This window comes from uncultured Campylobacter sp., assembly GCF_938045595.1.
Lineage (GTDB): Bacteria > Campylobacterota > Campylobacteria > Campylobacterales > Campylobacteraceae > Campylobacter_B.
The window spans coordinates 1-11,246 of sequence record NZ_CALIBB010000128.1 but is presented as its reverse complement, the minus strand read 5'-3'; the positions used below and the strand labels follow the sequence as shown (position 1 = coordinate 11,246).

At 49.4% G+C, this 11,246-nt stretch carries 13 protein-coding genes and 2 pseudogenes; 4 read left to right on the top strand and 11 right to left on the bottom strand.

The features are described 5' to 3' along the window. The 4 genes and pseudogenes from Q0340_RS05475 to Q0340_RS05460 all read right to left on the bottom strand — a co-directional run. Window positions 1-390: pseudogene (locus tag Q0340_RS05475) on the bottom strand (alpha/beta hydrolase); the annotation flags it as partial. Window positions 391-465: 75 nt separating this feature from the next. Then, on the bottom strand, window positions 466-1,335 hold the full coding sequence (locus Q0340_RS05470; protein WP_298082488.1) for an aldo/keto reductase: 870 nt from the start codon (window positions 1,333-1,335) through the stop codon (window positions 466-468). A 225-nt stretch (window positions 1,336-1,560) separates the two neighbouring features. After that, window positions 1,561-2,427: an AraC family transcriptional regulator gene (locus Q0340_RS05465; RefSeq protein ID WP_298082487.1), complete on the bottom strand. Its 867-nt coding sequence runs from the start codon at window positions 2,425-2,427 to the stop codon at window positions 1,561-1,563. A gap of 227 nt (window positions 2,428-2,654) precedes the next feature. Then, window positions 2,655-3,800 carry an iron-containing alcohol dehydrogenase gene (locus Q0340_RS05460; protein ID WP_298082486.1) on the bottom strand — a complete coding sequence of 382 codons (1,146 nt, stop codon included), beginning with the start codon at window positions 3,798-3,800 and terminating at the stop codon, window positions 2,655-2,657. Between the two features lie 128 nt (window positions 3,801-3,928). On the opposite strand from Q0340_RS05460, the gene Q0340_RS05455 reads away from it, so the two are divergent. Next, window positions 3,929-4,078: a hypothetical protein gene (locus tag Q0340_RS05455; RefSeq protein ID WP_298082485.1), complete on the top strand. Its 150-nt coding sequence runs from the start codon at window positions 3,929-3,931 to the stop codon at window positions 4,076-4,078. 116 nt (window positions 4,079-4,194) lie between these two features. Here Q0340_RS05455 and Q0340_RS05450 read toward each other — a convergent pair whose 3' ends face one another. Next, entirely contained in the window at window positions 4,195-4,317 is a 123-nt protein-coding gene (locus Q0340_RS05450; RefSeq protein WP_298082484.1) for a hypothetical protein, read from the bottom strand. Window positions 4,318-4,917: 600 nt separating this feature from the next. On the opposite strand from Q0340_RS05450, the gene Q0340_RS05445 reads away from it, so the two are divergent. The 3 genes from Q0340_RS05445 to Q0340_RS05435 are packed head-to-tail and all read left to right on the top strand — an operon-like array spanning window position 4,918 to window position 6,746. Next, window positions 4,918-5,085, top strand: coding sequence for a hypothetical protein (locus tag Q0340_RS05445; protein WP_298082483.1), 168 nt, complete (start codon window positions 4,918-4,920; stop codon window positions 5,083-5,085). A gap of 9 nt (window positions 5,086-5,094) precedes the next feature. Then, a complete protein-coding gene (locus tag Q0340_RS05440; RefSeq protein WP_298082482.1) occupies window positions 5,095-5,850 on the top strand; it encodes a disulfide bond formation protein B in 756 nt (251 codons plus the stop codon). A gap of 8 nt (window positions 5,851-5,858) precedes the next feature. Next, window positions 5,859-6,746 carry a hypothetical protein gene (locus Q0340_RS05435; RefSeq protein ID WP_298082481.1) on the top strand — a complete coding sequence of 296 codons (888 nt, stop codon included), beginning with the start codon at window positions 5,859-5,861 and terminating at the stop codon, window positions 6,744-6,746. A gap of 139 nt (window positions 6,747-6,885) precedes the next feature. Here the strand turns inward: Q0340_RS05435 and Q0340_RS05430 are convergent, their stop codons facing one another. The 6 genes and pseudogenes from Q0340_RS05430 to Q0340_RS05405 form a co-directional block, all read right to left on the bottom strand. Then, on the bottom strand, window positions 6,886-7,146 hold the full coding sequence (locus tag Q0340_RS05430) for a hypothetical protein (RefSeq protein WP_298082480.1): 261 nt from the start codon (window positions 7,144-7,146) through the stop codon (window positions 6,886-6,888). A 122-nt stretch (window positions 7,147-7,268) separates the two neighbouring features. Continuing rightward, complete coding sequence (locus Q0340_RS05425; protein ID WP_298082479.1) at window positions 7,269-8,165, bottom strand: NTF2 fold immunity protein; 897 nt, start codon at window positions 8,163-8,165, stop codon at window positions 7,269-7,271. Between the two features lie 122 nt (window positions 8,166-8,287). Then, the gene (locus Q0340_RS05420) at window positions 8,288-9,268 is read right to left on the bottom strand and encodes a hypothetical protein (RefSeq protein ID WP_298082478.1); all 981 of its coding nucleotides are present in this window, start codon (window positions 9,266-9,268) and stop codon (window positions 8,288-8,290) included. A 107-nt stretch (window positions 9,269-9,375) separates the two neighbouring features. Beyond that, window positions 9,376-10,029 carry a phosphoribosyl-ATP diphosphatase gene (locus Q0340_RS05415; protein WP_363317251.1) on the bottom strand — a complete coding sequence of 218 codons (654 nt, stop codon included), beginning with the start codon at window positions 10,027-10,029 and terminating at the stop codon, window positions 9,376-9,378. Between the two features lie 54 nt (window positions 10,030-10,083). After that, a pseudogene (gene hisI, locus Q0340_RS05410) lies at window positions 10,084-10,395 on the bottom strand (phosphoribosyl-AMP cyclohydrolase); the annotation flags it as partial. Between the two features lie 289 nt (window positions 10,396-10,684). Beyond that, on the bottom strand, window positions 10,685-11,246 hold a 562-nt coding region (locus tag Q0340_RS05405; protein ID WP_298082477.1), incomplete at its 5' end, for an SPFH domain-containing protein.

Below are 11,246 nucleotides of genomic sequence, written 5' to 3'. Positions count from 1 at the left end.
GACGTAGCCAAGCTCCGCTAGGCGCTGCGCATAGAGGCCCGCTACCTGCTCCTTCACACCGCCGTTTGGATGCGCCACGACGACGGCCGCGTAACTCTTATTAGGATCAAAATTTGCGGGCGTATAGACGTTGGCCGCGATATCTAAGCCGCGAGATTTATAGCTTACCGGCGTCAAATTTACCTTGCCCGCCTCGTTTTTGCTTATCGCGTCGCCGTAGACCAGGCCGAACGGATTTTTAGCCGCATTTGCGGCAGCCTCTTTGCTCGGGTTGGCGAATGGGACTTTGGGTTTTTCTACCCTCTCGCCAGCATTGTTTTCTTTTGCGTTTAAACTGCTCATAGCTACTGCTCCTCCTACTGAAATTTTCATAAAATCGCGTTTTTTCATTGCTTGCTCCTTATTTATAGTTATTTAGTCTTTTGACCCATTGCGGGTCGCGGTGATCGAAAAATAGGCCTGCTTTTATTGTTTTGGCGTATTATCCTTCATCCAGTTTATAATCCGTTTTACCATGCTGTCATCTCTGTGGTCGGAAAATAGCGTCTTGCCTGTATCCAGCGCAGCGATAGCAGCCATATCATCAGGCGCAAGCGCGAAATCAAAAATATCGAAATTTTGCTTCATTCGCTCTATTTTTACACTCTTTGGAATGACGATGATGTCGCGCTGAATTAACCAGCGCAAAATAACCTGAGCTGAGCTTTTGCCGTATTTTTCACCGATACCGCTTAGTACGGCGTTTTTAAATATATTGTTTTTACCCTCGGCGAAGCTAGCCCACGACTCAAACGCTACGCCGTAGCCATCAAGCACGCGCTTTAATGCTTCACGCTGAAAAAATGGATGACACTCAAGCTGATTTACCGCAGGGATGACGCCGCTGTTTTCGCACAGATCGACGATCCGATCGGCGTAGAAGTTGCTAACGCCGATAGAGCGAACAAGGCCCTCATCGCGCAAACGTTTCATCGCTCGCCATGAGCCGTAAATATCGCCATATGGCTGATGAATGAGATAAAGGTCGAGGTAGTCAAGCCCTAGCTTTTTCATCGACGCATCAAAGGCTTTTAGCGCCCGCTCCTCGCTTACGTCGCTCACCCAAAGCTTTGTGGTGATAAAAAGCTCCTCGCGTTTCACGCCGCCGGCTATCGCCGTTTTAACCGCCGCGCCAACGCCCTCTTCGTTGCGATAAGCCTGCGCGGTGTCGATGAGACGGTAACCCACGCCAATCGCATCCTCAACGCACCTTTGAGCCTCCGCAGGCTCCACCTGATAGACTCCGTAGCCTAAAATCGGCATTTTGTTGCCGTCGTTTAAGATTAAATACTGCATTTTTGCTCCTTGTAATTTTGATTTTTAAACTGAAATGATTATAACAGTTTTAGAAAATAGGCGGTAGAACGATCCTGCAAAATCATTGCCTATTTCTGCAAATTTTATAAAAAATGCAAAATTTAGATCAAATTTGTAGTTAAGCTGGTCCAAAATATAAAATTTAGACAAAGAAGCTTGTGAAATAAAATCAATGAGAGGACAGCAGACCTGCCCGCACTAAATTTAAGCGCCCGTTATGGCTAAGACGTGCGCCTTAGGAGGCATGCCAAACATCCTGGAGTACTCTCTATTAAACTGCGAAGGGCTCGCGTAACCGACGGCAAATGCAGCCTCTGCGGCGTCTAAATTTTGATTTAATAAGAGTTTTTTTGCCTCTTCGAGACGGATCTTTTTTTGAAATTGAAGCGGACTAAGCGTCGTGATACGCTTGAAGTTATGATAGAGCGACGATGCGCTGATGCCGAGCTTTTTGGCTAAATTTTCGATATTTATCGCCTCGGCGTAGTTTGATTTTATCTCTTTAGCAGCGCGCATGACGCGGTTTTCTATGGTTTCTAGCATTACGTATTGGCGTAGGAAATCGCCGTTTTCGCCCTTTAAGAGTATGTATAAAATTTCCTTTATCGCGAGCTTTGCTAAAAATTTAGCATCGTTTGGACGCTCTAGCAAACGGATAAATTTAAATACGGCTTCAAGCAGCTCATCGTCTACCGCCCCAAGAGCTAGCCCTGCAAACTCGCCCTTTTTGCTCTCGGCGCCGCCTATACTCTCGATCACGCCCAAGATATCTTCTAGCTCAAAGTTGATCTTTATGGCTAGATACGGGCAGCCTTTGATCTTCGCAACGGCGGGGATATGCGTAGCGGCTAGCAGATAGCGCTGCTCATCGTACTCGTAAAAATTATTACCGACTTTGGCTAGTTTTGAGCCTTTAAAAACCATGCAAAGCGCCGGCTCGTAAACGCCGGTTAAAAACTCAGTCGGCACGCTTGCTCGGTAGACAAATAGCTCCTTTATATCGCTTTGTATCTTGCCGTCTGAGCTAAATTTAGCGTCCAAATACTTACAAATTTCATCTATCTTGCTCATTGTGCCTCCTTGATTTTTTGAATTTTAGCAAAATTTATAAAATAGCAAGCTGCGAATATCCACCGGTCCGCTTTCTCAAATTTAGCAAGTAAATAGGCAAAGTCGGCTAGCCAAATATTTAAAAGAGCTCAATCCAAAATGATAAATTCGGACGGTTTAACGACCGTCCGAAAATCAAAAGTCAAAGCAAGAGGCTAAAGCCATAAACCAATTTACTCCATTTAAATTTATCTTGCCAACTCAAGAATTTTAGCGATATTTTCGCGGTTGTAGAGCTCCGCCATATTCCACGCTTTAGCATTTGTCGCGGCTACGTCTATGACCTCATCTAGCACCTTGCCTTCGATGCCAAGCTGTGCGAGATTAGTAGGCGTGCCGATCTTATCAAACCACGCCTTAAGCGCCAGGGTGCCTTCATCCGCGCTTTTAAGGCCGAAAATTTCACGAGCAAAACGCTCAAACGCACTTAAATTTCTATCCTTATACCACCTCATCCACGCAGGCATTACCACGCTAAGACCGGCTCCGTGCGCGCAGTCCACGACCGCACTCATCGCGTGCTCGATCATATGATTCGGATAGCCGAAGCCGCCCACGCCCACGTAAGTTAGCCCGTTTAGCGCCATCGTCGCGGCCCACGCAAACTCGGCGCGCGCATCGTAATCGCTCGGATCTGCGAGCAGAGCTTCGGTCGTGCGGATGACGGTTTTGATGTTAGCTTCGATATAGGCTCGCACGATCTCCGGATGGACGCTAGCGGTAAAATACCCCTCGATGCTGTGCGCGATGATGTCGCTCGCGCTATATACGAGATACTCGCGGCTGACGGTTGCTTGCAGCTGCGGGTTTATGACCGAGACTTTCGGGTATAGACACGGCGCGTCGATCGCATATTTTTGCTTGGTCTGCTCCTTGGTCACCACGCCGCCGCAGTTCATCTCCGAGCCCGTCGCGGCGAGGGTGATGATATCAAAAATTTTAAGCGCAACGCTCGGGCTTTTGCCGGTAAAAAAATCCCACACGTCGCCCTCGTAGCAGGCGCCCGCGGCTACGGCTTTTGCCGAGTCCAGCACGCTTCCGCCGCCTACAGCAAGCACGCTATCGGCGCCAAATTCTTTAGCGAGCTTGATCGCTTCATTTACCTTGCTTAGCACGGGATTTGATTTTATGCCGCCAAGCTGCGTAAATTCTATACCGCTTGCCTTTAAGCTGCTCTCCACGACGTCCATCAGGCCGCTCTTTCGCACGCGCTCGCTACCGTATAACACGAGAGCTTTTTTCGCGCCCGCTTCCTTCATATACTGCCCGATATGTTCCTCTTTGCCCTTGCCAAATTCTATCCTCACGGGGTTGCAAAAACTAAAATTTGTCATCTTCTCTCCTTTAAATAAAGTTGCTAAATTATAGCCTTTTTTAAAATTTTGCGGTAGCACGATAGTCCAAATTCCTTGCCTAATCGTGCAAATGTAAGTGTAATCTGCATAAATTTAAAGGAGCGAGCATGAACGAAGTAGATAAAATTTTAAAAGACGCCGCAAAGATCACCGGCGAGCTGTATCCTGCCTATGGATACGTTCAGACGCCCATGCAAGCGCTTAGCTTCTACTGCCAAAACGAGCCCTCGGACTTTCGTGAATATCTACGAACCTAGCGCGTGCTTGTGCCTGTGCGGCGGCAAAATGATGGAATTTAGGGCAAGCAGTATCTCTACGACACGCAAAAATTCCTGCAATACTGCGCTAAGCCCGATTGATTTTCAAAAGTGCATTAGGTTGTAGGAAGCCAATATGTCTTACAAAACGGCGACACGACGGCGTCGCAGGCGGTCTTTGACATCGGATACGAAAGCTCGTCGCAGCTCGGCAGGGAATACGCGAGGATGTTTGGCATGCCGCCAAAGACTCACGGGCAGACACTTCGCGATTAAGAACAAGCAAAAATTTAAAGCGATCGGCTTGTGCAAGCTTTGTAAAATTTCAAAATTTCATTGCGCAATGAACAGCATCCGCAACCGACATAAACCGATCGCAAGGTATTGCTTGCTATCAACGAGGCAGCGTCCGCTACCGAAACGAGCACTCAGTAGGGGAAAACGCGGCGTAAGAATACAGCCTAAACGTAAGAAGATAGACATAATGCAAGAGACCGCTCCGCCGCAAGAAAAATGGATGCGCCCCAGCGATGATTGCCCCCCACTCGCTTGCCGCTACGCTAGAAGTCATTGCCCATCTTCTTGCTAATTTTATAATTTCAATCGCGTGGCGTTTTATCACGCGACTCGCACAAGCAAAATCAGGCTAATCGAAATGCTTTAGATAAATTTAAATCAAGCTGAAATAGAAAAAATTTTCTTAAAAATGGCTATTTTAGTATCATAAAATTTCATAAAAAATTTATTTACACTGATAAAAACACAATTTTTAATATGCGTCTAATAAGCAAAATAGTAATATTTTTACGATATTAAATTTCAGTAAGAAAGGAGAAAATATGGAATTTTTAATGGTTCTGATGTTTTTCGTCGCGGGCCTTTTGTTGTGGTTTAGACCTGAGAAAAAGCGCGCAGTTATGGGCTTTGGTATCGCGGGTATCGCTATACTCGTCATCATGATAGCGTGGGTGAATAAATTTGCCGTCGTGCCTATGGGAAATTTTTAGGAGCAAACAATGGAAAGTATGCAAGATAAAATGTCTCAAAGCCTCATTCGCGGCGCCGAGATTTCTGCAGGCTGGGGTGAAGATGAAAAACGGTTTTTTAATCTTTTCGCCCTCGCCGCCCTCGCCCTCATCGCCCTGCCCGTAGGCATCGCGTGTTTGGTTTTGGGCTTTGGCATGGGCGATAGCCCCTGCATCATGTGCTGGCACGAGAGATTTTGCATGGTCGCAATCTCATTCGTGGCCCTATTGATCGTTAGATACGGATTTACGGTCAAATACCTAGCCGCGATCCTCTTTTTAGGATGCCTTGGGCTATACGACGGCTTTTTGCATTACAGCCTAGACGGCACCGGCGGCGGTTACCTCGACATCAAGCAGGGCTTCGGGCTTGAAATTTTAGGCGCGCACACGCAGTTTTGGGTCGTAGTGGTGCATTTTTGCGTCATTATATTTTTGGGAGTGATTTTACTGTTAGGCAAAAACGTAGGCAAAATAATGCAAAAAAGCGAAGAGGGCGCATACGGTGCGGTTCTGCCGAGCTTCGCGCTAGGCAAGATAGCCGTGGTAGCCTTTGCGATCATTATGGCTTTTAACTGCGTGCAGGCCTTTATCACCGCAGGCCCGCCGCCCTATCTAGCCTCCGCGACGCCTTCACGCATGAGCATCGATCCGTCAAAGTGGTTTTGGGAGCTTGATCACTGGGAGGAGACTGAAATTGACTTCCGCGAAAGCTGGAATCCAAAACTACCGAATTTACCGAAGTGAGGCTGAAGATGAAAAGATTTCTAAATTTAACCCTATTGTGCGCCACACTGGCGTTTGGCGGCGAGTTTAATCTAAATCCTGCGGATGGCGCAGTGACAAATTTAACGCCATTACGCAAAAGCGGCGAGATAACGCTAAATTTAAACAACAATAATCCCGTCACGGGGCTTGACTACGATGCGGCGAGCGGAAGCTTCTTGCTCGGTACGCTAAAATTTGAGCTCTACGAAATGGACGGCGAGTTAAAAACCGTAAAAAGCTATCTACGAAGCACGCCCGATTGGATAATGCAGATGGAAGAGACCGTCGCGGCGAGCTTTTTTAAAGGCTCGGTAGGACTCATGAGCTATAATAAAACCTATGAGTTTTTCAGACCTGTACCGAATCAAAGCAAAGAGGAAGCGAACAAGGCATGGCGCTATCTGCACGACGGATACGAAAATTTCACGCTCGATTTCAAGGACCGCTACTCCACTGTGCGCGCCAAACAGCAGTTCATCCTTTCGTGGGATCACTCGGATTTCTATGGTGAGTTTTTCGTCGCTAGCGTGCCGGATAACATAAAGCAGAGCTGGAGCGTAGCGAGCTTTAGCGATGCCGACAACATGCTCTCGACCGAGTTCGTGCCGAGCTTCGATGAGGCTCTCGGCGTGAAGGATGGCAGGGATATAAACGACTACTATATCACGGGCATGGATGCGAGCGGCGAGTTTGTTTATCTGCTCTCGAAGCAATACTCAAGCATCCTAAAGCTCGATCCGCGCAGCAGAAAGATCGTGGAAGTTTATAGCTTTGAAGGGGCGAGCGATGCCCATGCGCTCGCCATCAAAGAGGGTAAATTCTACGTCGCGTCCAGAGAAGGTGGCGTGAATAAAATTTTCGTTTTCGAGAGGTGAAATTTAAGCCGTCTTTGGCGGCTTAAATTTAATTGATTTAAACGCAAATTCCACATCTAAAATTATAAAATTTTGATTAAACATTGACTTCTAAAAAAATACATTAGTGCCACTAAATTCCAGCGTCATTATATATGGATTATAAGTGCTGTGAAATTTTAAAGCTGCGGACGCCCAATATCGGCACCGCGATACCCTCTTCTGTAACCGCGCCCCCGTGCTCGGTCTGCGTAAAATAAGCAAGAATGTCGCCGCTTGCAAGCCCGTGCTCATCCAGATAGCGCGCTAGCAGCGCGGGCTCGTACACCACGAAGCCGCCCAGCTCGGAGAAAATTCGCCTTTTCATTCGCGCCTTTCTTTGATCGCCGTGCGCGTCGTACGCAGAAATTTTACCGCTCATTTGCCTTCTTTGTTTTTGTTTTGCAGCGCCGATGAAATTTTATCGCCGTACTCGCGGCAGGCTAAATTTTATCCCTGCGATCGCGCCGAGAATGAAATTTGAGCCTATTTTACGCTCAAATTTTACAGCCCGCGGTTTTTCCAGCAGCCGCTCATGCCTTGGCACTTATCTACGAGCCAGCGCCCGTCCTTGCGCACGAGCAGGAAGCGGCGCGCAAAGCCGTGTTTGTCCTTGGCGTAGATGTAAATTTTATTTTTGCTCTCGCATTCGGCGTCCGTTAGCTCGTACCCGCCGTAGGTGCCGCCCTCCATCATCGAAAACGAGATGCCCTCGGGGCGGAAGCCGCTGCGCCTAACGGGCGTGCAGTATCGCGCAAAGAGCTCGTCGCATCTGCGCTGCACCTCGCCGTCGTCCGCGTCATCGATTCGCGAAGCGGCAAATTTCTCCCACTCGCTCATCGCCGTGAAAAATTCTAAAAGTGCACTCTGCGCCGCCGCAGCGTCCTGCGGATCAAGCTTCTTTTTGCTCTTTGCGGCGTCTCTTTGCGCCTGTTCGAATTCCGCAATTTGTTCCTTGCTAAACCGCCCGCCGTCTAGATAAAACTGGATTTTCGTATCCGCCGCGGCTAGCAGCCCCGCAAAGCTCACGCGCGAATTGACCAGGCGCAGCGATTTTAGCTTCGGGGTTTGCACGATCGCTTTTAGCCCCTCATCCGTGATGCTAACGTTTTCGATACCGATGTGTTCGAGCTTGGCGTGCCCCGCAAAGTATCTAAAGCCCTCGCCGCTTATCTTATCGCTATCTTGCAAAAACAGATACGCAAGCTTCGGTAGCGTGGCTAGATGCTGTAGTGCCGCGTCCGTAATCGCCGTGGCTATAAAGCCCATATTTACGAGGCTTTTTACCTCGCAGATGCGGCGCACCATCTCATCGGTGAGTGCTACGTTTTCGTAGTGATGGCCTTTGCAGTAGCGCTCGCTAACCGCGTCCAAAGCCTCCTGCATCGTGATCTGCTTCATCAGCTATCCTTTAAAATTTGATTTTAAAATTTTAGTGAAATTTTACGATTTACGCAAGCGCTTAAATTTACGCGCGGATTTGCACGCCGCCGATGTGTTTTAAAGCGCCGCCCCGACGAGCGCTAAATTTCAGCCGCCGTCCACTCGCTTAAAATTTTACTAAAATCCTCTATCATCGCGGCGAAATCATACTTAAGCCTGCTTTGCTTTTGCGCGATCTGCTTTAGCGCCGTCAAAAAATATTCGCCCATCTTTCGCTTTTGCTCCATGGGCGCTAGCTCGCTAAACTCGCGCTCGAAATGTATCAGCGCGCCCGTTTTGCCCGTGCTTTTTCTAAACGGCGAATACTCAAAGCGGTTCCGCAGATAGTAACCGCCCGCGCGCCGCTCCTCCTCGCTCATCATTTCGTGTATCAGCTCCCACGCGCGCTGCGAGCTTAGGCGCGACTTATCGGGCGCGATGATGTAGTTTGTTTTGCAGCCGTCATCCGAGAAGCTAAATGCGCACGATAGCTTGATGTAGTTGATCGCGTAGCCGTAAATTTTAGGGCGCATTTTGGCATTTAGCGCCGGTTGTAGATCCGCAAAGAGGCTTTCTATCACGGCGCGCGAGTTTTCGTAGCAGTTGCTGATAGCGCGCGTGATGCGGATGGGATTTTTGGCTATCCAGTTGCGCTGGCTGTTTAGCTTGAGGTCACAAATGTCCTCTTTCACGGGGCGTGCGAGCGTTTTGTCCGCCGCATCCGGGCTTTCGTGAAAGAACGTATCGCCGTCTTGCATGCTTAGCCCGGTTTTGCGTTTCGACCACATAGCTTCTACAAAGCGCGGCTCGCCGTGCGCATTTAAAAAATAGGTCATCGCATAACCGTTGTAAAATTTCCCGCGCAGCGCCTCTAAGCTCTCGCGCTCGCCCCAGCCTACGATCGCTAGGCATTCGCAAATTTTAACGGCTTTGTTCCACTCGCTAGCGTTTTTATAAAAGGCGTAGCGGTCAAATTCGCCTAGCAGCCGCTCGCGGATTAAAATTTGATCCTGGGCGCGCAGAAAAATTTCTAGTTCGGCGAGGCTTTCTATCTCATAAATTCGCTCTAAAATTTCGTTCATTATCGACCCTTAAATTTGCCTTCGCAGCGTAAAATCGCCCCCAAGCTTTACGGCTCGCTTCAGGCGTGCTTTGCTCTAAATAAACTCGCGGTCGCCGCAAGGCAGAATTAGCTTTTTTCTCGGCTGCGCTTTTCTTCGATGCCGCTTTGTCCTTGCCTGCGCGCTAGCTCGTCAAGTAGGGCGTCCGGGTGGATATTGTGCGCCGCAAGCGCGAGCAGAAGGTGAAATAAAAGATCCGCTCCCTCGTAAATCACGTCGTATCGCGGCTCGCCCGCTCTGTGTTCGCCGAAGCTCTCGCGCGCGACGTCTGCGTAAAGCCCGTTGCGCGAGAGGTCCTTGCACGCCAGCGCGAACTCGCACGCCTCCTCGGCGATCTTTTTGAGATAGGCGTTTTCGCCCTTCGCGTAGAGCGAGGCGGCGTAGGAGAGTGCGGGCTCGCCGTTTAGCTTGCGATCCAAGCAGACGTGGTAAATTTTGTCCAAAATGCCGTACGGGCTTTTTTCTGCGGAGCTTTCGAGCGTAGAATTTTGCGAGGCGGCGTCTAAATTTTGCTCGCTGCGCTCTGCGGCGGAATTTGTTGCGATGAAATTTGCTGCCGTAAAATTTTGTGTCGCAGAACTTTGCCGATCGCAAGAGGCAGTGGAATTTTGAGGCATAAAATTTTGCGAGCCGTCGCAGGCTACGGAATTTTGCCCTGCACGGGAATTCGCGGAATTTTTCTGCGCGAGAGAGGCTGTAGAGCCGTGCTCTGCAAAATTTATCGCGCCGCAAGCGCTCGAACTATCGAAATCGAAATTTTCGCCGCATTTTTGCAGCGAAATCTCTTTGAAAAAACAGCTTCGCGCGCCCGTATGGCAGGCAGATCCGCCGCATTGCTCTACTTTAAGTAACAACGTATCGTTGTCACAGTCCAAAAACGCCTCTCGCACGAGCTGAACGTGACCGCTGCTCTCGCCCTTTTTCCAGATACGCCCTTTACTGCGCGAGAAGTAGTGCGCGTAGCCGGTACGTAGCGTAAGGCTTAGCGCCTCCTCGTTCATATACGCGAGCATCAAAACCGCGCCGTCACCCGCGTCCTGCACGATCGCGGGGAGTAGCCCGCCCAGTTTTTGCCAATCTACCTTCATCTTTGATCCTTAGTTTGCGAAGTCGCGCACGCTTTAAATTTAGCCGCCGCACGCGGAATTTTAGTTATGAATTTACGAAGCGGCGCGCCTCGTAAATTTAAAGGACAAATCTAGCGGCTAAATTTAAGCGACCGCTAGACTTAAGCTGCGACGGGCGCGAGTTCTGCTCGTCACGAGCTTTCACTCGCTGCTAAGCTTAGCTCGCAAAATCGCGAGTTAAGCTTATGCGCCCAGAGCAACTTGTTATTAAATTTAGTTCGCGAAATTGGGGCGCAAACTGCCTGAAATTTTAATTTTCCCGCTCGATGGCGCTTTGCTTCGCCTTATCTTTCGTATCGACCCAGATATTAGGCACCGCGCCGCCCGGCGTTAGGAAAATTTTCGCGTCGCCGTTTTCGCGCAACGCCTCGTTAAATTTAGCCTGCGTCTCGATCTGCTTGAGGCTTAAAAGATTTGCATCCAAGCTCTTTGCGACCTCTTTGTTGGCGTAGGCTTGCGCGTCGGCTTCGATCTTGGCGGCATCGGCGCGACCTTGAGCCTCGATTTTGACGGCGTCTGCGTTACCTTTGGCAAGAGCAGCCTTTTTAAGCGCTTCTTGATTTGCGCGCTCGACCTCGTATTTAGTGCGCTCGGCCTCCTGCTTGGCGATCTGCACGCGCTCGATCTGCTCTTTTACCTTCGCCGGCAGGATGATCTCTCTAAGCTGTACGGCTAGCAGATCCACTGGCGAATTCGCCAGCGCTTCGATATTTTTGCGGATGCCGTCGTCGATCGCTTTAGCGATCTCGTCGCGTTTGGTAGGCAGCTCTTCGGCGGCATAGTTGCCGATGACGCTACGCACGACGTCCTTT